The 18,008-nt window shown below is 72.2% G+C and carries 19 protein-coding genes; 11 read left to right on the forward strand and 8 right to left on the reverse strand.

What is annotated here, in order from left to right; all coding sequences use genetic code 11:
* Positions 1 to 218: 218 nt before the first annotated feature.
* From AB5J87_RS27095 to moaA, 3 genes are all read left to right on the forward strand, one after another.
* Complete coding sequence (locus AB5J87_RS27095) at positions 219 to 584, forward strand: DUF485 domain-containing protein (RefSeq protein ID WP_369380118.1); 366 nt, start codon at positions 219 to 221, stop codon at positions 582 to 584.
* Complete coding sequence (locus tag AB5J87_RS27100; RefSeq protein ID WP_369380120.1) at positions 581 to 2,215, forward strand: cation acetate symporter; 1,635 nt, start codon at positions 581 to 583, stop codon at positions 2,213 to 2,215. Before AB5J87_RS27095 ends, AB5J87_RS27100 begins: the two co-directional genes overlap by 4 nt.
* Before the next feature lie 151 nt (positions 2,216 to 2,366).
* Positions 2,367 to 3,356, forward strand: coding sequence for a GTP 3',8-cyclase MoaA (gene moaA, locus AB5J87_RS27105; protein WP_369380123.1), 990 nt, complete (start codon positions 2,367 to 2,369; stop codon positions 3,354 to 3,356).
* Here the strand turns inward: moaA and AB5J87_RS27110 are convergent.
* On the reverse strand, positions 3,339 to 3,587 hold the full coding sequence (locus AB5J87_RS27110) for a hypothetical protein (RefSeq protein WP_369380125.1): 249 nt from the start codon (positions 3,585 to 3,587) through the stop codon (positions 3,339 to 3,341). The two genes, moaA and AB5J87_RS27110, sit on opposite strands and share 18 nt — an antisense overlap.
* Before the next feature lie 177 nt (positions 3,588 to 3,764).
* Positions 3,765 to 4,139: a DUF3099 domain-containing protein gene (locus tag AB5J87_RS27115; RefSeq protein WP_369380126.1), complete on the reverse strand. Its 375-nt coding sequence runs from the start codon at positions 4,137 to 4,139 to the stop codon at positions 3,765 to 3,767.
* A gap of 229 nt (positions 4,140 to 4,368) precedes the next feature.
* Between AB5J87_RS27115 and AB5J87_RS27120 the strand changes: the two genes are divergently transcribed.
* A complete protein-coding gene (locus AB5J87_RS27120; RefSeq protein ID WP_190093609.1) occupies positions 4,369 to 4,644 on the forward strand; it encodes a GlsB/YeaQ/YmgE family stress response membrane protein in 276 nt (91 codons plus the stop codon).
* Between the two features lie 62 nt (positions 4,645 to 4,706).
* On the opposite strand, the gene tyrS is transcribed toward AB5J87_RS27120, so the two are convergent.
* Genes tyrS through AB5J87_RS27135 form a run of 3 tightly spaced genes read right to left on the reverse strand, consistent with a single transcriptional unit; the run spans position 4,707 to position 8,945 of the window.
* Positions 4,707 to 5,975: a tyrosine--tRNA ligase gene (tyrS, locus tag AB5J87_RS27125; protein WP_369380130.1), complete on the reverse strand. Its 1,269-nt coding sequence runs from the start codon at positions 5,973 to 5,975 to the stop codon at positions 4,707 to 4,709.
* A gap of 52 nt (positions 5,976 to 6,027) precedes the next feature.
* On the reverse strand, positions 6,028 to 7,425 hold the full coding sequence (locus tag AB5J87_RS27130; RefSeq protein WP_369380131.1) for a metallopeptidase TldD-related protein: 1,398 nt from the start codon (positions 7,423 to 7,425) through the stop codon (positions 6,028 to 6,030).
* The gene (locus tag AB5J87_RS27135; protein WP_369380134.1) at positions 7,422 to 8,945 is read right to left on the reverse strand and encodes a TldD/PmbA family protein; all 1,524 of its coding nucleotides are present in this window, start codon (positions 8,943 to 8,945) and stop codon (positions 7,422 to 7,424) included. Before AB5J87_RS27135 ends, AB5J87_RS27130 begins: the two co-directional genes overlap by 4 nt.
* 185 nt (positions 8,946 to 9,130) lie before the next feature.
* On the opposite strand from AB5J87_RS27135, the gene fabG reads away from it, so the two are divergent.
* The 3 genes from fabG (at position 9,131) to AB5J87_RS27150 (ending at position 11,189) form a co-directional block, all read left to right on the forward strand.
* Positions 9,131 to 9,847, forward strand: a complete 717-nt coding sequence (gene fabG / locus AB5J87_RS27140; protein WP_369380136.1) for a 3-oxoacyl-[acyl-carrier-protein] reductase — start codon at positions 9,131 to 9,133, stop codon at positions 9,845 to 9,847.
* Between the two features lie 4 nt (positions 9,848 to 9,851).
* Positions 9,852 to 10,622, forward strand: a complete 771-nt coding sequence (gene fabI, locus AB5J87_RS27145) for an enoyl-ACP reductase FabI (RefSeq protein WP_369380138.1) — start codon at positions 9,852 to 9,854, stop codon at positions 10,620 to 10,622.
* 231 nt (positions 10,623 to 10,853) lie between these two features.
* The gene (locus AB5J87_RS27150) at positions 10,854 to 11,189 is read left to right on the forward strand and encodes a hypothetical protein (RefSeq protein ID WP_369383685.1); all 336 of its coding nucleotides are present in this window, start codon (positions 10,854 to 10,856) and stop codon (positions 11,187 to 11,189) included.
* On the opposite strand, the gene AB5J87_RS27155 is transcribed toward AB5J87_RS27150, so the two are convergent.
* Positions 11,186 to 11,872 (reverse strand): FadR/GntR family transcriptional regulator, encoded by a 687-nt coding sequence (locus AB5J87_RS27155; RefSeq protein WP_369380140.1) that lies wholly within the window; start codon positions 11,870 to 11,872, stop codon positions 11,186 to 11,188. The genes AB5J87_RS27150 and AB5J87_RS27155 overlap by 4 nt on opposite strands.
* A 110-nt stretch (positions 11,873 to 11,982) precedes the next feature.
* Between AB5J87_RS27155 and AB5J87_RS27160 the strand changes: the two genes are divergently transcribed.
* The 4 genes from AB5J87_RS27160 to AB5J87_RS27175 all read left to right on the forward strand — a co-directional run bounded on the left by AB5J87_RS27160 (position 11,983) and on the right by AB5J87_RS27175 (position 14,432).
* Positions 11,983 to 13,281: a CynX/NimT family MFS transporter gene (locus AB5J87_RS27160; RefSeq protein ID WP_369380141.1), complete on the forward strand. Its 1,299-nt coding sequence runs from the start codon at positions 11,983 to 11,985 to the stop codon at positions 13,279 to 13,281.
* Between the two features lie 4 nt (positions 13,282 to 13,285).
* Positions 13,286 to 13,402: an SGM_5486 family transporter-associated protein gene (locus AB5J87_RS27165; protein WP_369380143.1), complete on the forward strand. Its 117-nt coding sequence runs from the start codon at positions 13,286 to 13,288 to the stop codon at positions 13,400 to 13,402.
* A gap of 227 nt (positions 13,403 to 13,629) precedes the next feature.
* Positions 13,630 to 13,836, forward strand: a complete 207-nt coding sequence (locus tag AB5J87_RS27170) for a hypothetical protein (RefSeq protein ID WP_369380145.1) — start codon at positions 13,630 to 13,632, stop codon at positions 13,834 to 13,836.
* A gap of 77 nt (positions 13,837 to 13,913) precedes the next feature.
* Complete coding sequence (locus tag AB5J87_RS27175; protein ID WP_369380146.1) at positions 13,914 to 14,432, forward strand: histidine phosphatase family protein; 519 nt, start codon at positions 13,914 to 13,916, stop codon at positions 14,430 to 14,432.
* Between the two features lie 153 nt (positions 14,433 to 14,585).
* On the opposite strand, the gene serB is transcribed toward AB5J87_RS27175, so the two are convergent.
* The gene (serB, locus tag AB5J87_RS27180; RefSeq protein WP_369380149.1) at positions 14,586 to 15,926 is read right to left on the reverse strand and encodes a phosphoserine phosphatase SerB; all 1,341 of its coding nucleotides are present in this window, start codon (positions 15,924 to 15,926) and stop codon (positions 14,586 to 14,588) included.
* Positions 15,927 to 16,060: 134 nt separating this feature from the next.
* Positions 16,061 to 17,905, reverse strand: a complete 1,845-nt coding sequence (locus AB5J87_RS27185) for a streptophobe family protein (RefSeq protein WP_369380151.1) — start codon at positions 17,903 to 17,905, stop codon at positions 16,061 to 16,063.
* Positions 17,906 to 18,008 lie beyond the last annotated feature (103 nt).

The following is an 18,008-nucleotide window of genomic DNA, read 5'->3' on the forward strand; positions in this document are numbered from 1 at the left end:
CATGCTGGCTCATCAACGAGTTGGGACGTCTCGGTCCGAGAACGTTGTGCGAGCGCTGTGAAGGAACCCGGGGCGCGGGCGCGGAGAAAAACGACCGGTCTGAACCGAGACGCGACGCCCTCCGTGCCGTTGTCAGGGGGACCACCATCACCCCGTCCCCGACAGTGAGGTCCCCCTTGACGTCCATCCCCACCGCACCCGCACCGCGAGGAGACTCCGTGGCCACCGACGCGCCACCGCCCGAGGGCGGCATCGACACCCGCCCCGCCCAGCCCCCCACCGAGAAGTTCGTCGAGGTGCAGGCGAGCGAGGAGTTCGCCGAACTGCGCCGCACCCACCGCCGGTTCGCCTTCCCGCTCACCGTCGCCTTCATCGGCTGGTACCTGCTCTACGTCCTGCTGTCGAACTACGCGGACGGCTTCATGGGCCACAAGCTGTTCGGCAACATCAACGTGGCGCTCGTCTTCGGCCTCGCCCAATTCCTCACCACCTTCCTCATCGCCTGGTTCTACTCGCGGTACGCGGCCACCAAGCTCGACCCGCGCTCCGAGGCGATCAAGTCCCGCATGGAGGCCGACGCATGAGCGCCCCGTACGCCCGGCTGCCGCTCGCGGCGACCGCCACCAGCGAGCACCGGCCGCTGATCATCACGCTCTTCGCGGTGTTCGTCGTCGCGACCCTGGTCATCACCGTCTGGGCGGGCCGCCAGACCAGGAGCGCCGCCGACTTCTACGCGGGCGGGCGCCAGTTCACCGCCTTCCAGAACGGACTCGCGGTCTCCGGCGACTACATGTCCGCCGCGTCCTTCCTCGGCATCGCGGGAGCCATCGCGCTCTTCGGCTACGACGGCTTCCTGTACTCCATCGGCTTCCTGGTCGCCTGGCTGGTGGCGCTGCTCCTGGTCGCCGAACCGCTGCGCAACTCCGGCCGCTACACCATGGGCGACGTCCTCGCCTACCGGATGCGCCAGCGGCCCGTACGGACCGCGGCCGGCACCTCCACCATCGTCGTCTCGATCTTCTACCTGCTGGCCCAGATGGCCGGCGCCGGTGTGCTGGTCTCGCTGCTGCTCGGCATCACCAGCGACGCGGGCAAGATCCTGATCGTCGCCCTGGTGGGTGTGCTCATGATCGTGTACGTGACGATCGGCGGGATGAAGGGCACCACCTGGGTCCAGATGGTCAAGGCGGTCCTGCTGATCGCGGGCACCATCCTGATCACCTTCCTGATCCTGCTGAAGTTCCACTTCAACCTCTCGGACCTGCTCGGCAAGGCCGCCGAGAACAGCGGCAAGGGCAGCGCCTTCCTGGAGCCCGGCCTCAAGTACGGCAAGACCGGTACCTCCAAGCTGGACTTCATCTCGCTCGGCATCGCGCTGGTGCTGGGCACCGCCGGTCTGCCGCACATCCTGATCCGCTTCTACACCGTCCCCACGGCCAAGGCCGCCCGGAAGTCGGTCAACTGGGCCATCGGCATCATCGGCGCCTTCTACCTGATGACGATCGTGCTCGGCTTCGGCGCCGCCGCCCTGCTGAAACCCGCCGACATCATCGCCTCCAACCCGGCGGGCAACACGGCGGCGCCGCTCGCGGCCCTGGAGATCGGCGGCGGCAGCGGCTCCAACGGGGGCGCGATCCTGCTCGCGGTGATCTCGGCGGTCGCCTTCGCCACGATCCTCGCGGTCGTCGCGGGCCTCACCCTCGCCTCCTCGTCCTCCTTCGCGCACGACATCTACGCCAACGTCATCCGCAAGGGGAAGGCCACCGAGCAGGAGGAGGTGCGGGCCGCGCGCTGGGCGACCGTCTTCATCGGCGCCGTCGCCATCGTGCTCGGCGCCTTCGCCCGCGATCTGAACGTCGCCGGTCTGGTGGCGCTCGCCTTCGCGGTCGCCGCCTCCGCCAACCTGCCGACCATCCTCTACAGCCTCTTCTGGAAGCGGTTCACCACCCAGGGCGCGCTGTGGTCGATCTACGGCGGGCTGACCACGGCCGTCGTCCTGGTCCTCTTCTCGCCGGTGGTCTCCGGCAACCCGAAGACGTCCATGTTCAAGGGCGTCGACTTCCACTGGTTCCCGCTGGAGAACCCCGGCCTGATCTCGATCCCCGTCGGCTTCCTGCTCGGCGTGATCGGATCGCTCCTGTCCAAGGAGGAGCCGGACGCCGGCAAGTACGCCGAACTGGAGGTCAAGTCCCTCACCGGAGTCGGCGCCCACTAGGCGCCCCGCACCGGTACGGGCCGCGGTCGCGTCGTAGGACCCTACGACGCGACCGCGCCGCACCTCGTGCCAAACGGCCCCCGCTGTTGTCCCCCCTCTCGCGTAGGCTCGGCCGTATACACCAACCGCTCATCGGGGGAGGGGGCCCACAGTGCTCATCGACACATACGGCCGTGTGGCCACTGACCTGCGCGTCTCACTCACGGACCGCTGCAATCTGCGGTGTACGTACTGCATGCCGGAAGAGGGCCTGCAGTGGCTGGCCAAGCCGGATCTGCTCACCGACGACGAGATCGTCCGGCTGATCCGCATCGCCGTGAGCGACCTCGGGGTCACCGAGGTCCGCTTCACCGGCGGCGAGCCCCTGCTGCGGCCCGGCCTGGTCGGCATCGTGGAGCGCTGCGCGGCCCTGGAGCCCCGCCCCCGGATGTCGATCACCACCAACGGCATCGGCCTGAAGCGCACCGCCGCCGCACTGAAATCGGCCGGTCTGGACCGGGTCAACGTCTCCCTCGACACCCTGCGGCCCGAGGTCTTCAAGACCCTCACCCGCCGCGACCGCCACCAGGACGTCATCGAGGGCATGGAGGCGGCCCGCGCCGCCGGGCTCACCCCGGTCAAGGTCAACGCGGTCCTGATGCCCGGGCTCAACGAGGACGAGGCCCCCGACCTGCTGGCCTGGGCCGTGGAGCACGGCTATGAGCTGCGGTTCATCGAGCAGATGCCGCTCGACGCCCAGCACGGCTGGAAGCGCGACGGCATGATCACCGCCGGCGACATCCTGGCCTCGCTGCGCACCAGGTTCACGCTCACCCCCGAGGACGACGGCGCCCGCGGCTCCGCGCCCGCCGAGCGCTGGGTGGTGGACGGCGGACCGCACCGGGTCGGCGTCATCGCCTCGGTGACCCGCCCGTTCTGCGCGGCCTGCGACCGGACCCGGCTCACCGCCGACGGCCAGGTGCGCACCTGCCTCTTCGCCCGCGAGGAGTCCGATCTGCGCGCGGCCCTGCGCTCGGGCGCGGCGGACGAGGAGATCGCCCGGCTGTGGCAGGTGGCGATGTGGGGAAAGAAGGCCGGATCCGGTCTGGACGACCCGGCCTTCCTCCAGCCCGACCGCCCGATGTCAGCGATCGGCGGCTGACTCCCACTCCACGAGCGGGACCACGTCCTTCAGGAAGCCGCGCACCCCGAGGAACTGGGAGAGGTGCTCGCGGTGCTCGTCGCACGCGAGCCACGTCTTGCGCCGCTCCGGCGTGTGCAGTTTCGGGTTGTTCCAGGCCAGCACCCATATGGCCGCGGCGCGGCAGCCCTTGGCGGAGCAGGTGGGCGTCTCGTCGGCGATCTCGTCACTCACGGATACATTCTGCGCCATGAGCGGGGGGTGACATGGCGACGCCGAGCAGCCACGGGGGGAGCTGCCCGGCGTCGGTCCGTCGCTCCGACGGGGGATGCGGAGCGCCTACGCAGTATGTCACGGGGGACCCGGTGTGGTGCACCGTAACTTCATGATTGATCTGAGCTTTTCTTGAGCTTTGCAGACTGTGACGGATCAGGTCTGCTCGCGTGACCACGGTTCGTGGTCAGGGCCTCCGGGGCCCGCCGCGGGTTCCGCCGGACCGCCCACCGGAGCCGCTCCGAGCATCGGCCGGGCCGGTGCCGGGATGTACGTCGAGGGCAGCGAGGGCACGTTCTCCCGGCCCGCGTTGGCGATCACCACCGCCACATAGGGGAGCAGGGCCCCCAACACCAGGGTCACGATTGCGACAGGGCGTTCGATGTTCCACAGGACTGCCGTCAGGACGACCGACAGCGTACGGATCGACATCGAGATCACATAGCGCCGCTGGCGCCCCCGCACGTCCTCGGCGAGTCCCTGCCGGGCCCCGGTGATCCGGAAGACCTCGGCTCCGCTCCGCTTCCGCATCACGCTCCACCACCCGACTCCATGCCGGACTCTCCCCGGTCCGGACTCTTCACACGGTACGCCCGGGGTCCGCCGCATTCGAGACCGGGTCGGGTCCGGCCTGCGTGAATGACCCGGTGCGTACCGCGTACGGGCGAGTCCGACATGCGCCGTATGGCGGATGGGTCAACACTGGCTGCGACTGCTCATATCGGGCGGAATGCTCCGCCGGACGGAAGAGGAGGCAGCCATGGGCTGGTTGTGGGCGATCATCGTGGGGTTCGTGCTGGGTCTGATCGCCAAGGCGATCCTGCCCGGCAAGCAGCACAGTCCCCTCTGGCTGACCACCATCTTCGGCATCATCGGCGGTGTGGTCGGCAACTCCATCGCCAGGGCGATCGGCATCGCCGAGACCAAGGGCATCGACTGGGGCCGCCACGGCCTCCAGATCGCGGCGGCCGTGGTCATCGTCTTCCTCGGCGACATGCTCTACATGGCGCTGCGCGGCAACAAACAGCGGGCCTGAGCGCCCGGGCGGCACGGCGAAGGGGCGGCCCCTGACGGGACCGCCCCTCGTGTGCTCGCCGGTCAGGCGCCCTTGACCTCGATCGCCGCCAGGTTCTTCTTGCCCCGGCGCAGCACCAGCCAGCGGCCGTGCAGCAGATCGTCGGCCGTGACCACCGCGTCCTCGGACGTCACCTTCGCGTTGTTCACGTAGGCCCCGCCCTCCTTCACGGTGCGCCGGGCCGCCGACTTGCTCGCCACCAGCTCCACCTCGGCGAACAGGTCCACCACCAGGCCGAGCTCGGCGACCTCGGCGCGCGGCAGCTCGGAGAGCGCCGCGGCCAGCGTCGGAGCGTCCAGCTCCGCCAGCTCGCCCTGGCCGAACAGCGCCTTCGACGCGGCGACGACCGCCGCGCACTGGTCGGCGCCGTGCACCAGCGTGGTCAGCTCCTCGGCCAGCGCGCGCTGCGCGGCCCGCGCCTGCGGACGCTCCTCGGTGAGCTTCTCCAGCTCCTCGATCTCCTCGCGGGACTTGAAGCTGAAGATCCGCAGGAACTTGGAGACGTCACGGTCGTCCGCGTTCAGCCAGAACTGGTAGAACGCGTACGGCGTGGTGCGCTCGGGGTCCAGCCAGACCGTGCCGGACTCCGTCTTGCCGAACTTGGTGCCGTCCGCCTTGGTGATCAGCGGGGTGGCCAGCGCGTGCACCTCGGCCTCCGGGGCGACCCGGTGGATCAGGTCGGTGCCCGCGGTGAGGTTGCCCCACTGGTCGCTGCCGCCGGTCTGCAGGACGCAGCCGTGCCGGCGGTACAGCTCCAGGTAGTCCATGCCCTGGAGGATCTGGTAGCTGAACTCGGTGTAGCTGATGCCCGCGTCCGAGTTCAGCCGGCGCGCGACCGCCTCCTTGGCGATCATCTTGTTGACCCGGAAGTACTTGCCGACGTCCCGCAGGAAGTCGATGGCCGACAGGCCCGACGTCCAGTCCAGGTTGTTGACCATGGTCGCGGCGTACGGGCCCTCGAAGTCGAGGAAGCGCTCGATCTGGCCGCGCAGCCGCTCGACCCAGCCCGCGACGACCTCGGGCGCGTTCAGCGTGCGCTCCGAGTTCGGCTTGGGGTCGCCGATCAGACCGGTGGCCCCGCCGACCAGACCCAGCGGACGGTTGCCCGCCTGCTGGATCCGGCGCATGGTCAGGATCTGGACCAGATTGCCCAGGTGCAGGCTGGGCGCGGTCGGGTCGAAGCCGCAATAGAACGTGACGGGGCCGTCCGCGAACGCCTTGCGCAGTGCGTCCTCGTCAGTGGAGAGGGCGATCAGCCCGCGCCACTGCAGCTCATCGACGATGTCCGTCACGGTCGTACAGCTCCTTGGTTGTGGGTATCGGTGTGCGACAAGTCTATGGGGGTCAGACGCCCCGGCTGACCGAGCTCATGTTGAAGTCCGGCACCCGCAGGGCGGGCATGGCGGCACGGGTGAACCAGTCGCTCCACTCGCGCGGCAGGGTCTTCTCCGTCCGGCCCGCCTCGGTGGCCCGCGACAGCAGGTCGACCGGGGACTCGTTGAACCGGAAGTTGTTGACCTCGCCGACCACCTCGCCGTTCTCGACCAGGTAGACGCCGTCCCGGGTGAGCCCGGTCAGCAGCAGCGTCGCCGGGTCCACCTCGCGGATGTACCAGAGGCAGGTCAGCAGCAGGCCCCGCTCGGTGGCGGCGACCATCTCCGCCAGCGAGCGCTCGCCACCGCCGTCCAGGATCAGGTTGCCGATCGACGGCGTCACGGGCAACCGGGTGAGCGCCGCGCTGTGCCGGGTGGTGATCAGCCGCTCCAGCTTCCCGTCCCGCATCCAGTCGGTGGGGGCCAGCGCCAGACCGTTGTCGAAGACGGACGCGTCGTCGCCGGAGGCGTGCGCCAGCTGGAACGGCGCGGACTCCAGGCCCGGCTCGTTCGGGTCGCTGCGCAGCGTCAGCGGCAGCCGGGCCAGCTGCTCGCCGAGCCGGGTGCCGCCGCCGGGCTTGGAGAACACCGTCCGGCCCTCGGTGGCGTCCCGCGCGTTGGACGACCACAGCTGGTAGATCAGCAGGTCGGCGACGGCGGTGGGCGGCAGCAGCGTCTCGTAGCGGCCCGCGGGCAGGTCGATGCGGCGCTCGGCCCAGCCCAGCCGTACGGCGAGCTCCTCGTCCAGGGCGCCCGGGTCGACGTCCTTGAAGTCCCGGGTGGAGCGCCCCGCCCAGGCCGAGCGCGCCCGGTCCGGCGACTTGGCGTTGAGCTCCAGCGTGCCGGTCGGCTGGTCGTGGCGGAGCCGCAGGCCCGTCGAGGTGCCCAGGTACGAGGTGGTCATCTCGTGGTGCGCGAAGCCGTACAGCTCGCGCCCGCCCGCGCGGGCCCGGGCGAACGCCTCGCCCAGCGCCGGGGCGAAGTCCGTGAAGACGGCCGAGGAGGTCTCGGCGGGCGCGTCGGTGAAGTCGGCCGCCACCGGTACGCCCTCGACCAGCGGCTGGGCGTCCTCGGCGGGCCCGGCGCCGCGCGCCGCCGCCTCCGCGGCCCGCACCAGCGGCTCCAGGTCGTCGGCGGTCACCGCGGCCCGGGACACCACGCCCGAGGCCGCGCCCTCGGCCCCGTCGACGGTCGCGATCACGGTGAGGGTGCGCCCGCGGGTCACCCCGTTGGTGGTCAGCGCGTTCCCGGCCCAGCGCAGATTGGCGGAGGAGTGCTCGTCCGCGATGACGACGCACCCGTCGGCGGTCGAGAGCGCCAGCGCCCGCTCGACGATCTCGTGCGGCTTGACGGTCGTACGGGAGCTCATCGCCCGGCCTCCTGCGTGGTGTTCAGAATGTTGACGCCCCGGAACAGGGCAGACGGGCAGCCGTGGGAGACCGCCGCCACCTGGCCCGGCTGGGCCTTGCCGCAGTTGAAGGCGCCGCCCAGGACGTACGTCTGCGGGCCGCCGACCTTCTCCATCGAGCCCCAGAAGTCCGTGGTGGTCGCCTGGTAGGCGACGTCGCGCAGCTGCCCCGCCAGCCGGCCGTTCTCGATGCGGAAGAACCGCTGGCCGGTGAACTGGAAGTTGTAGCGCTGCATGTCGATCGACCAGGAGCGGTCGCCGACCACGTAGATGCCGCGCTCCACGCCCCCGATCAGGTCCTCGGTGGAGAGCCCGCCCGGGTCCGGCTGGAGCGAGACGTTGGCCATGCGCTGGACCGGGACGTGCCCGGGGGAGTCCGCGAAGGCGCAGCCGTTGGAGCGGCCCAGGCCCGTCAAGTGGGCGATGCGGCGGTCCAGTTGGTAGCCGACCAGCGTGCCGTCCTTCACCAGGTCCCAGGACTGCGCCTCGACGCCCTCGTCGTCGTACCCGATGGTGGCGAGCCCGTGCTCGGCGGTGCGGTCGCCCGTCACGTTCATGATCGAGGAGCCGTACGCCAGCTTCCCCAGCTGGTCGAAGGTGGCGAACGAGGTGCCCGCGTACGCCGCCTCGTAGCCCAGCGCCCGGTCCAGCTCGGTGGCGTGGCCGATCGACTCGTGGATGGTCAGCCACAGGTTCGACGGGTCCACCACCAGGTCGTAGGACCCGGCCCGCACGCTCGGCGCGCGCATCTTCTCGGCCAGCAGCTCCGGGATCTGCTCCAGCTCGGAGTCCCAGTCCCAGCCGGTGCCCGTCAGGTACTCCCAGCCGCGCCCGGCCGGGGGCGCGATCGTGCGCATCGAGTCGAACTCGCCGCTCTTGCCGTCCACCGCCACCGCCGTGAGCTGCGGGTGCAGCCGCACCCGCTGCTGGGTGGTGACGGTGCCCGCGGTGTCCGCGTAGAACTTGTTCTCGTGGACGGTCAGCAGCGAGGCGTCCACGTGCGCCACCCCGTCCGCGGCCAGCAGCCGCCCGCTCCACTCGGCGAGCAGCGCGCCCTTCTCCTCGTCCGGTACGGAGAAGGGGTCGATCTCGTACGAGGAGATCCACGTCCGGTCGGCGTGCACGGGCTCCGGCGCCAGCTCCACGCGCTCGTCGGAGCCCGCCGCCGCGATCACCCGCGCCGACAGCTTCGCCATCGCGACCGCCTGCGAGGCGACCTTGGCGGCGGCGTCCATGGTGAGGTCCACGCCGGAGGCGAAGCCCCAGGCGCCGCCGTGCACCACCCGGACCGCGTAACCGAGGTCCGTGGTGTCGGACGAGCCGGCGGGCCGGGCGTCGCGCAGCCGCCAGGCCGCGCTGCGCACCCGCTCCAGGCGGAAGTCGGCATGGGTGGCGCCGAGCGCGCGGGCCCGCGCGAGCGCCGCGTCGGCGAGGGCCCGCAGCGGCAGGGCGGTGAAGGCCGCGTCGAGGGAATGAGGCACGGATGTCTCCTGTCGTGTGAGACCGGTCGCCCCGATCATGTCGCGCTTCGGGGTCGCCTGCCTACACCTTTCTGTAGGGACCCGACAGCGCATTCCGTGAGCCACTGTCACAGGTCGATTCCCCGTACAACGGCCGGGACCGATAGTTTGCGGAAGTACGAAACCGCTATCGAAAGGGTGATCCGTTGAGCCGCTCGGTTCTCGTCACCGGAGGAAACCGGGGCATCGGCCTCGCCATCGCCCGCGCTTTCGTCTCCACGGGGGACAAGGTCGCGATCACCTACCGCTCCGGGGACCCCGACGCCTTGGCGCAGGAAGGGTTCCTCGCCGTCAAGTGCGACATCACCGACGCCGAGCAGGTGGAGCAGGCGTACAAGCAGATCGAGGAGGCCCACGGGCCCGTCGAGGTGCTCGTCGCCAACGCCGGAGTCACCAAGGACCAGCTCCTGATGCGGATGTCCGAGGAGGACTTCACCTCCGTCCTGGACACCAACCTCACCGGCACCTTCCGGGTCGTCAAGCGCGCCAACCGCGGCATGCTGCGCGCCAAGAAGGGCCGCGTCGTGCTGATCTCCTCGGTGGTCGGCCTGATGGGCTCGCCCGGCCAGGCCAACTACGCCGCGTCCAAGGCCGGTCTCGTCGGCTTCGCCCGCTCCCTCGCGCGTGAGCTGGGCTCCCGCAACATCACGTTCAACGTCGTCGCGCCCGGTTTTGTCGACACCGACATGACCAAGGTGCTCACCGACGAGCAGCGCACCTCCATCCTCTCCGGGGTGCCGCTGGGCCGCTACGCGCAGCCCGAGGAGATCGCCGCCGCGGTCCGCTTCCTCGCCTCGGACGACGCCTCGTACATCACTGGTGCCGTCATCCCGGTTGACGGCGGATTGGGCATGGGTCACTGATCACATGAGCGGAATTCTCGACGGCAAGCGCATCCTGATCACGGGTGTGCTGATGGAGTCCTCCATCGCCTTCCACGCCGCCAAGCTGGCCCAGGAGCAGGGCGCCGAGGTCATCCTGACCGCCTGGCCGCGGCCGACCCTGACCGAGCGCATCGCCAAGAAGCTGCCGAAGCCCGTCAAGGTGATTGAGCTCGACGTCACCAACGACGAGCACCTGGGCCGCCTGGAGCAGCTCGTCCGCGACGAGCTGGGCGGCCTCGACGGCGTCGTCCACTCGATCGGCTTCGCCCCGCAGGACGCCCTCGGCGGCAACTTCCTGAACACCCCGTTCGAGTCGGTCTCGACGGCCATGCACGTCTCGGCGTTCTCGCTGAAGTCGCTGACCATGGCCTGCAAGCCGCTGTTCCCGGCGGAGGGCGCGGCCGTCGTCGGCCTCACCTTCGACGCGCAGTTCGCCTGGCCGCAGTACGACTGGATGGGCCCGGCCAAGGCCGCCCTGGAGGCCACCAGCCGCTACCTCGCCCGCGACCTGGGCAAGGAGAACATCCGCTGCAACCTGGTCTCGGCCGGCCCGCTCGGCTCGATGGCCGCCAAGTCCATCCCGGGCTTCTCGGACCTGGCCGACGTGTGGAACCACCGCTCCCCGCTGGAGTGGAACATGGCCGACCCGGAGCCGGCCGGCCGCGGCGTCGTGGCGCTGCTCTCGGACTGGTTCCCGAAGACGACGGGCGAGATCGTCCACGTCGACGGCGGCGTGCACATGATGGGTGCCTGAGCGCGCTCTTCCGGGCCGCTGAGCCTGCCCCGACGGCCGTCCTCCGGTCCGCCCCGCGCGGACGGAGGGCGGCCGTCGTGCGTGTCCGGCCACTTCCCCGCAGACTGAGCGAAGCGGACAAGTCGGGCAGTCGGCCGGGGAGGAGGTGGGGCGGTGCGGCCCTTGCGTACGGCGCAGCGCCGGGCGGTCGCCCTGGCGGCGCTGCTCCTGGTGGCCCTCGGCGGGCTCGCCCTGCCCTCGGTGGTGCGGTCCGCCACCGCCGACGACCCCGCCCCGTCCCCGCGGCCCGAGCCCTTCGGGGCCGACTGCCGCACCCTGGTCCGCGGCTCGCACGTCATCGCGTACTGCCACAACCTCTACCCCGGCGTCGACCGCGTACGGCTCCACACGGAGTGCGCCCGCTGGTGGGACATCGACGCGGACGCGGCCCCCGTGGAGGTCGGCCCGGCGCAGACGGTACGGCTGACCGACCGCTGCTGGAAAGAGGTGCGGGCGGTCTGGGTCACCCATGAGCGGGCGGACGCGAGCCCGGCCCCGAACGGCACGCCCCGGGCGGCCACGCCCTAGGCCGGGCCCTGGATCCGTTCGGCCAGGCAGGAGAACGCGTACCCGGCCGCCTCCGTGGCCGCCGTCTCCGCGTCGCCCGCCCGGATCGCCTCGACCAGCCGGGAGTGGTCCATGTGGTTCTCCGGCCGCAGCACGCGGCCCACGTCGTCGCGGAGCCAGTCGCGCAGCAGATCGCCGAGGTCGGCGTAGAGCTCGGTCAGCACGTCGTTGTGCGAGGCCGCGACGATCGCCAGGTGCAGCGTCGAGTCGACGGCGACGAACGCCTCCGCGTCGCCCGACTCCCACGCCTCCTCGCGCCGGGCGAGCAGCGCGTCGAGCTGGGCCAGGTCGCGCCCGGTGCGCCGCTCCGCCGCGAGCCGGGCCGCCGACGACTCCAGGGTGGAGCGCAGTTCGGCCACATGGCGGGGGTCGGCCCCGGCGAACCGCCGGTGCATCACGCCCGCCAGCTCACTGGTCGCCACGACATAGGTGCCGGAGCCCTGGCGGATGTCGAGCAGCCCGTTGTGCGCGAGCGCCCGGACCGCTTCGCGGACCGTGTTGCGCGCCACCCCGAGCTGGTCGACCAGTTCGGGTTCGGTGGGGATGCGCGATCCCACCGGCCACTCGCCGGAGGTGATCTGGTTGCGCAGCTGCGCGATCACCTGGTCGGCGAGGGGGGACCGCCGGGGAGAGCTCAGCGTCATGCCGCTCCTTGTTCATCAACGTTCTTCGACTCGGGCACCCGGGCATTGTTCACCAAGTGGTCCAGTGGGCGATTGGACAACCAATCATCCCATGATTCTATGATGGTGCCATGGCCGACACCTCACAGATCACCCCCACCCCCGCCCCGACAGCCGAACCGGCCACCGAGACGGGTGCGCTCGCCGCGGCCGGGAAGTGGACCACCCGCCTCGTCCTCGTCGGCCTGGTCCTCGCCGCGCTGAACCTGCGCCCCGCCATCACCAGCCTCGGCGCCCTCTTCGAAGAGGTGCGGGACGGGCTGCACATGAACGGCAGCGTCGCCGGCGTCCTTACCTCCGTGCCGCCGCTCTGCTTCGCCGTCTTCGGCATCACCGCCCCCCGCCTCGCCCGCCGCTTCGGCCCCGCCGTCGTCGTCTGCGCGGGCATGGCCGCGATAGCCGCGGGCCTGGCCCTGCGGCCGTTCGCGGGCGGCACCCCCGGCTTCCTCGCCGCCAGCGCGCTCGCGCTGATGGGCATCGCGGTCAGCAACGTCCTGATGCCGGTGATCGTCAAGCGGTACTTCCCCGACCGGGTCGGCACCATGACCGGTCTGTACTCCATGGCCCTCGCGCTCGGCACCGCGCTGGCCGCCGCCGCGACCGTCCCGGTCACCCACGGGCTCGGCGGCAGCTGGCGCACCGGCCTCAGCGTCTGGGCGCTGCTCGCGGCCGTCGCCGTACTGCCGTGGCTGCTGCTGGCCCGCGACCGCTCCGCCCGGCCCGGCGCCGTGCGCGGGGCCGCGGCCGGGGCGGGCGCCGAGGCCGACGACGAGGGCACCTTCAAGATCACCCGCAGCCGTACGGCCTGGGCGCTCGCCTGCTTCTTCGGCCTCCAGGCCACCGCCGCCTACATCACCATGGGCTGGATGCCGCAGATCTTCCGGGACGCCGGGGTCTCCGCGGGCACCGCGGGCGTCCTGCTCGCGGTGACCATGGTCATGGGCGTGCCGCTGGCGTTCGTCATCCCCCGGGTCGCGACCCGGATGCGCAACCAGGGCCCGATCGTCGCGGTCCTCGGCGCCTGCGGACTGGCCGGATACGCCGGCCTCTACTTCGCCCCCGCCGCCGGCGCCTGGGCCTGGGCGCTGCTGCTCGGCATCTCCAACTGCGCCTTCCCGCTGGCCCTCACCATGATCGGCATGCGCACCCGGACCGGCTCGGGCGTGGTGCGGCTCTCCGCCTTCGCCCAGTCCACCGGCTATCTGATCTCCATCCCCGGCCCCACCCTGGTCGGCGCCCTCTACGACAGCAGCGGCGGCTGGGGCCTGCCGATCGCGCTGATGGCGGGCCTGATGGTGCCGCAGATCCTGGTCGGTTCGCTGGCGGGCCGGGACCGGACGGTGGAGGACGAGGCGGGGATGCGAGACTGAGCACATGCCTGTGCTCGACCCGAACCCCCAGAACGGTCAGAAGAAGCTCCTCTACGTGCTCGGTGCGATGCTGGCGATCACCGCGGTCATCGCCGTGATCGCGACCCTCGCCTCCCCCTGACCCCACCCCCGTCCAGGGCCCCGCGCCCCCTGATGTGCGGCCCCGCGCCCACCCCCTGACCTGCCCCGACGTGCCCCATGGTGGTGCTGGCCCCCCTGTCCCCTAGGGGGAAAAGCCCCGGGGGAAGTGGGTGGGTCACCGGATGGGCCCGGGACGCCCCGGTCCGTAGGTTCGACGTACGTCAGCGAGACGGCGTACTTCACCTTTACGGATTTACGGAGGCGGCCATGTCGGCCCGTACGCACACCCGGTCCTCCCGGCCGACCACCGCCGGTGCCGACTTCCGGCTCCCCTGGTGGGGCATCGCGCTCCCCACCGTCGCCTTCGTCGTGCTGCTGGTGCTCATCACGGGCTCGCACGACGCCGAGGCCGCCGGTGGAGGCCCCGCTCTCAGCCACCTCATGGACCGGATCCAGCACTCCCTGTCGCGGTGAACACCCTTGTCAACCCTGGCGCGAGAGCTCCCCGACAGCCTGCGCCCCTTGGCGGGATCCGTGCGAAGCTGTGGGGCATGAGCGTCGACACACCCCGCAGGATCGTCCTCCTCCGGCATGCGAAAGCCGACTGGCCCCAGGTGTCCGACCACGACCGGCCGCTCGCCGACCGGGGCCGCATGGACGCCCAGGTGGCCGGGCGCAGGCTCGCCGACACCGGGATCGCCTTCGACCTGACCCTCTGCTCGACCGCGGTCCGTACGCGCGAGACCTGGAAGCTCGCGGTGCCGGAACTGCCCCACCGCCCCAGGACGGTGTACGAGGAGCGGCTGTACGAGGCGTCGGTCGGCGAGCTCATCGCCGTACTGAACGAGACGCCGGACGACGTCGCCGATCTCCTCGTGGTGGGCCACAACCCGGGGACGCACGGGCTGGCCGACGGCCTCGCGGGCGGGACCGAGGGCGACGCGCTGGTGCGGATGAACCGGAGCGGCTTCCCGACCGCCGCCTTCGCGGTCCTCGCCTTCAACGGCTCGTGGAAGTCGCTGGAGCTCGGCTCCGCCACCCTGACCGCCTTCTGGGCGCCGCACGACTGACCATCCGTCAAGAAGGGCCCCGGCATGGACGCTGCCGGGGCCTTCCGCCGTTTCCCGCGGGCCGTCACGGGGGCGGGCCCTACGGAGTCCGGCCCGGGGGAGCGCCCCGGAAGGTCCGCCCGCGGATCCGCCGGGGAGCCGTCCGCCGTACGTCTAGTGCGGCTCGTCCACCAGACCGTCGGCGGCCTCGACTTCCTCCCGGGTGATGCCCAGGAGGTAGAGCACGGTGTCCAGGAACGGTACGTTCACCGCCGTGTCGGCGGCCCGGCGCACCACCGGCTTGGCGTTGAACGCGACGCCCAGACCGGCCGCGTTGAGCATGTCGAGGTCGTTGGCGCCGTCACCGATCGCCACGGTCTGGTCGAGCGGGACGCCCGCCTGCGCCGCGAACTCCCGCAGCAGCCGCGCCTTCCCGGCCCGGTCGACGACCGCCCCGGTGACCCGCCCGGTGAACTTCCCGTCGGCGATCTCCAGGGTGTTGGCCGAGGCGAAGTCGAGCCCGAGGCGCTCTTGCAGGTCGTCGGTGACCTGGGTGAACCCGCCGGACACCACCCCGACCTGGTAGCCGAGCCGCTTGAGCGTACGGATCAGGGTGCGGGCGCCGGGGGTGAGCCGCACCTCGGCGCGGACCTTGTCCACCACGGACGCGTCGAGCCCGGCGAGCAGCGCCACGCGCGCGTGGAGCGACTGCTCGAAGTCCAGCTCGCCGCGCATCGCCTGGGCGGTGACCTCGGCGACCTGGTCCTCGCATCCGGCGTGCGCCGCGAAGAGCTCGATCACCTCGTCCTGGATGAGCGTGGAGTCCACGTCCATGACGACCAGCCGCTGGGCCCGCCGGTGCAGCCCGGCCGAGACGACCGCGACGTCCACGCCGAGGGCCGCCGCCTCGGTGGCCAGCGCGGTGCGCAGCGGCTCGGTCTCGGCGCCGGAGACCGCGAACTCGACCGCCGTCACCGGGTACTTGGCGAGCCGGAAGATCCGGTCGATGTTGCCGCCGGTGGCGGTGATCCGGGCCGCTATGGCCGCCGTGGACTCCGCGGTGAGCGGATGCCCGAGCACCGTGACGTGCGAACGGCCGCTGCCGCGCGGCCGGTTGTCGCCGATGCCGGAGATGATCTCGGCCTGGAGCTTCAGCGAGTCGGCCCAGCTGTGCACGGTCGCCCGCAGCTCGCCCTCGGTGCTCACGGTGGGCTCGGTGACCAGGGCGCACAGGACGATGCGGCCACGGGTGACGACCTGCTCGATGTCGACGACGTCGACGTCGAAGGCGGCCAGGGTGTCGAAGAGGCCGGCCGTGATGCCCGGCCGGTCCTTCCCGAAGATCTTGACGAGCAGAGTGGGGACATCGGCGGCCTCGACCGCGGCGTCCATGGCCGAGGCGGCGTCGGGGGTGGGGACGTCGGCGTCGACCGGGGGGCGGGCCGCGCCGGTGGCCGCACCGAGGGGCGCGTCAGGGTTCTGACCAGCGGGGCGAGGGGGCTGTGATGCGCTCATGGTGATCCCACCGTATAGGCCGCGCCCACGCCTCCGGTGCCCCGTCCCGCCCACCGGACAGCGTTTCCCCGCCCCGCGGCAAGATGACAGCGGACCGCAACCTCCCGGTCACCCAGGGGTGGGCGGTGCGCCGCTCACCGCCTGCCGCGCGGCGTCCCCGGCGGCGGTGGCGGCGGCTGCTCCCCGGGCGGCGGCGGGGGACCCGGGCGCCCCCGGCGGTACGGGGGAGGGGCCATCGGCCCCGCCACCGTGGGAGCCCCGTGCACACCCGGCGCCCCTTGTGTCCCGGGCGCCCCTTGCGGCCCCTGGTAGCCCTGCCGGCCCTGGTCGCCCCGCTCGCCGTCGGCCCCTCGCTCGCCCGCCCGCCCCGTCGGACCCGCCCGCCCCGGCCGTTCGGGCTGCTCCGGGAGGCGCAGATACGGGTTGGTCTCGTCGTGCGAGGGCCGGTAGACCGGGGACGGGGTGTACGGGCCGGGCCGCCGGTACACCTCTTCCGCGCCGGGGGCCGCCGGGGCCGGGACGCGGGAGCGGAGCGGCAGCGCGGAGGCGGCGGCGAGCGGCGCCGCCCGCCACCCGGCCGCGCCCATCACATACGCGAGGAGCGCGCCGAGGCCGCCCGCCCCGGCACCCCACAGCGCGCCCAGGACCAGCGCGAGCCCGCCGTTCCCGTGCAGCTCGATCCCCGCGCCGAACGCGTCGAAGCCGAGCACCGACAGCGAGGCGTCGGCGGACACCCCCGTCAGCCACACCAGCAGCGGCAGCGCGAGCGCCGTCACCGCGCCCAGCGCCAGCGCGCAGCGCGCGGCGAAGGCGCCCGGCGTCAGCTCCCGCACCGGCGTGCGGGCCGCCGCGAGCACCCCCGCGTACAGCATCATCAGCACGCCCGCGACCACGAGCAGCCACACGCGCCCGTCCAGCTCCGCCAGCCGTCCGAGCGACACGCTCCGGTCCCGGTCGACGGCGAGCAGCTTGTCCAGGGGGTCCGGGAGCACCTTGAGCAGCGCCCCGGTGGCATGCCCGTTCCACGGCACGAGCAGGCCGAGCGGGATCGCCAGCCACACCCCGTTGGGCGCGCCGAGCAGCGCGGCGCCGAGGATCCGCCGCGGGTGGTCGTCGCCCAGCAGCGCGTACCCGGCCGCCGCGAGCCCGGCGAGCACCGCCACCAGCACCACCGCGACCAGCGCGGAGGCGGCGGGCCGCACGGTCCGGTGCGCCCACTCCCAGCGGCGCGGCAGCGGGGCCCGCCGGGAGGCGAGCAGCGCGATCAGCAGCACCCCGAGCACCCACAGCAGCGCGCCCGCCAGCGAGTCCGCCGTGTTCACGGTGAACCCGACCCGGGCCTTGGCCTCGGCGAGCTTGCCGAGCCGGTCGGGCAGCAGCCCGCCCAGGTCCCCGAGCCCGCCGAGCCCGGGCACCTTGATCCCGCCGGCGCCGCCCGGGGTCTTGCCCGTGTCGAGGCCGAGCGAGCCGCCGTCCAGGGTGATGAGGTCGTGCCCGGCCCAGGCGAGCCCCGCCACCACGGCGGCGAACAGGGCGACCACCCCGCCCGCCCGCGCGGCCAGTTCGGCCCCGGGCAGGGTCGCGCCCGCCGCCCGCAGCGAGCGGAGGAAGAAGAAGGAGAGCAGCAGCGCGCCCGCCAGGGAGACGCCCAGGGGCGTGATGTCGATGGCCGTGCGCGCCTGCGCCCCGGTGAGGCCGAACGCCGAGACGTCCCCGGACGGGGTGACGGAGCCGCCCGCGCCGAGCACCACCACGGCCGCCGTCATCGGCCCGAGCGCCCCGGCCGCGTCGGCGCCGAGCAGATGCAGTCCGAGGGCCGCGACGCCCGCCATGGCGACCACCGCCCAGCTGACCGAGGCGACCGAGGCGAGCAGTACGTCACCCCAGGGCACCCGGCCGGACCGGGTGGCGGCCCGCTTCGCGTACGGGGTGGCGGGCTCCTCGGAGAGCCGCTTCGCGTCCCTGTCGCCCCTGCTCATCAGGCCCCCCGGGATTTGCTCCAACTTGTCCCATTCGCGCATGATCCGTACGCACTCATGGGCGGTTACTACTTTCCGGGCGCGTTTCTCCCAAGTCAACGGC

The sequence above is a fragment of the Streptomyces sp. cg36 genome (assembly GCF_041080675.1).
GTDB lineage: Bacteria > Actinomycetota > Actinomycetes > Streptomycetales > Streptomycetaceae > Streptomyces.

Bases quoted from the DNA above. Each gene is read 5' to 3' on its own strand.
- fabI (WP_369380138.1), top strand. From the start codon at position 9,852: ATGAGCGGAATTCTCGACGGCAAGCGCATCCTGATCACGGGTGTGCTG.
- AB5J87_RS27115 (WP_369380126.1), bottom strand. From the start codon at position 4,139: ATGCGGAAGCGGAGCGGAGCCGAGGTCTTCCGGATCACCGGGGCCCGG.
- AB5J87_RS27110 (WP_369380125.1), bottom strand. From the start codon at position 3,587: ATGGCGCAGAATGTATCCGTGAGTGACGAGATCGCCGACGAGACGCCC.
- AB5J87_RS27185 (WP_369380151.1), bottom strand. From the start codon at position 17,905: ATGAGCAGGGGCGACAGGGACGCGAAGCGGCTCTCCGAGGAGCCCGCC.
- AB5J87_RS27165 (WP_369380143.1), top strand. From the start codon at position 13,286: ATGCCTGTGCTCGACCCGAACCCCCAGAACGGTCAGAAGAAGCTCCTC.
- AB5J87_RS27170 (WP_369380145.1), top strand. From the start codon at position 13,630: ATGTCGGCCCGTACGCACACCCGGTCCTCCCGGCCGACCACCGCCGGT.
- AB5J87_RS27175 (WP_369380146.1), top strand. From the start codon at position 13,914: ATGAGCGTCGACACACCCCGCAGGATCGTCCTCCTCCGGCATGCGAAA.
- AB5J87_RS27120 (WP_190093609.1), top strand. From the start codon at position 4,369: ATGGGCTGGTTGTGGGCGATCATCGTGGGGTTCGTGCTGGGTCTGATC.
- AB5J87_RS27100 (WP_369380120.1), top strand. From the start codon at position 581: ATGAGCGCCCCGTACGCCCGGCTGCCGCTCGCGGCGACCGCCACCAGC.
- AB5J87_RS27160 (WP_369380141.1), top strand. From the start codon at position 11,983: ATGGCCGACACCTCACAGATCACCCCCACCCCCGCCCCGACAGCCGAA.
- AB5J87_RS27155 (WP_369380140.1), bottom strand. From the start codon at position 11,872: ATGACGCTGAGCTCTCCCCGGCGGTCCCCCCTCGCCGACCAGGTGATC.
- AB5J87_RS27130 (WP_369380131.1), bottom strand. From the start codon at position 7,425: ATGAGCTCCCGTACGACCGTCAAGCCGCACGAGATCGTCGAGCGGGCG.
- serB (WP_369380149.1), bottom strand. From the start codon at position 15,926: ATGAGCGCATCACAGCCCCCTCGCCCCGCTGGTCAGAACCCTGACGCG.